Origin of the sequence: Novipirellula galeiformis (assembly GCF_007860095.1) — a bacterium.
Taxonomy (GTDB): Bacteria; Planctomycetota; Planctomycetia; order Pirellulales; family Pirellulaceae; genus Novipirellula; species Novipirellula galeiformis.
Genome location: NZ_SJPT01000027.1, coordinates 1 through 1,649, shown reverse-complemented (window position 1 = coordinate 1,649; position 1,649 = coordinate 1). Strand labels below are relative to the sequence as shown.

Annotated in this window: 2 protein-coding genes; one reads left to right on the top strand and one right to left on the bottom strand. The window is 48.8% G+C overall.

Annotation, left to right across the window (positions count from 1 at the left end):
* Positions 1–65: 65 nt before the first annotated feature.
* The gene (locus tag Pla52o_RS26520) at positions 66–869 is read left to right on the top strand and encodes a GxxExxY protein (protein ID WP_146597659.1); all 804 of its coding nucleotides are present in this window, start codon (positions 66–68) and stop codon (positions 867–869) included.
* A 562-nt stretch (positions 870–1,431) separates the two neighbouring features.
* Here the strand turns inward: Pla52o_RS26520 and Pla52o_RS27620 are convergent.
* On the bottom strand, positions 1,432–1,649 hold a 218-nt coding region (locus tag Pla52o_RS27620; protein ID WP_231612688.1), incomplete at its 5' end, for a hypothetical protein.

The following is a 1,649-nucleotide window of genomic DNA, read 5'->3' as shown; positions in this document are numbered from 1 at the left end:
TCCTGGAAATCATTTTGCCAGGTAATCATTCTGCCAAGCCCACGCACTCTAAAAAATCCGTCCCCATGCCCATCATCATTGACGCTGACGTTCGCGTGCTCAAGGAACGTGAGTTCCATGAACAAGCGGAAAAAGTACTGGGGATCGTGTTTGACGTTCACAACCAATTTGGTCGTCTGATGAACGAAGAATCCTATAAGCGAATCATTCAGATGCGGTGCGAGCAAATTGGCATGACACCCGCAAGACGTGAAGTCGAGATCATTGTCCGACACAACACATTCGAGAAACGGTATTACATAGACCTGCTGCTCACAAACAGCCTGATGATGGAAGCCAAGACGGCGGAGAAGTTAACCAAATCACACGAGGCTCAAACCCTGCACTATCTTCTGCTCACCGAGATGCAACACGGTCTGTTGGTCAATTTGCGTCCCAAGAGCGTTGAAAAGAAATACATCTCCACCCAGCTCAACTTAGTGAAACGTCGTCGCGTCTCGCTCGCCAACGTGTCCTGGAACCCGATTAACGAAGCCAGCAATCGATTACGGACGCTCATCATCGATTTACTTACCGACTGGGGAGCATTCCTAAGCATCTCACTCTACCGCGAAGCCATTATTCACTTCTTCGGCGGCCCAGAGGCAGTGTTACGGCCAGTGCCCATCTACGACCGAAATCAACCAGTCGGAACTCAGCCATTCTGTCTACTCGCCGACGATACCGCGTTTGCCGTCACTGCACTGCAGAGTGACCGTTCGGCAATGCAAGAGCACCTACGTCGGCTACTTTCTCACACCAAGCTCACTTGCGTCCAATGGATCAATATGCACAACCACGACATTGAACTTCGTTCCCTCCTTCAATAGCCAGATAAACCATACCAAGCATTCAAACCTGAGACATCCACGTTTGGAAAGCCCCACTACACTACCAGACGCTCGCATTGACGGCATTTTAGTATTGGCCCTTCGCATTGTTTCGGTGGATCTCGCTTTCCGCCTACTGATTCCCCCACTCAACGCTAAAGGCGGATCTTGCGCATGAGCGGCTCAAGAACGGAGTGATGTCATCATTGGACGAAAAGAGATCTGGCAAAATGATTGTGGGCCAAAATGATTTAAAACCAAAACGACCTCGGTCCTGGAAATCATTTTGCCAGGTAATCATTCTGCCAAAACCGCAAACATGACACCTACGCAGAACCACTTACTGCACCGAGAACTGGCAAAATGATTGCGGGGCAAAATGATTTAAAACTAAGCCACCTCGGTCCTGGAAATCATTTTGCCAGGTAATCATTCTGCCAAGCCCGCAAACATGACACCTACGCAGAACCACTTACTGCACCGAGAACTGGCAAAATGATTGTGGGACAAAATGATTTAAAACCCAAACCACCTCGATCCTGGAAATCATTTTGCCAAGTAATCATTCTGCCAAAACCGCAAACATGACACCCACGCAGACCAACTTGCTGCACTGAGAATTGGCAAAATGATTTAAAACTAAGCCACCTCGGTCCTGGAAATCATTTTGCCAGGTAATCATTCTGCCAAGCCCACGCACTCTAAAAAATCCGTCCCCATGCCCATCATCATTGACGCTGACGTTCGCGTGCTCAAGGAACGTGAGTTCCATGAACAAGC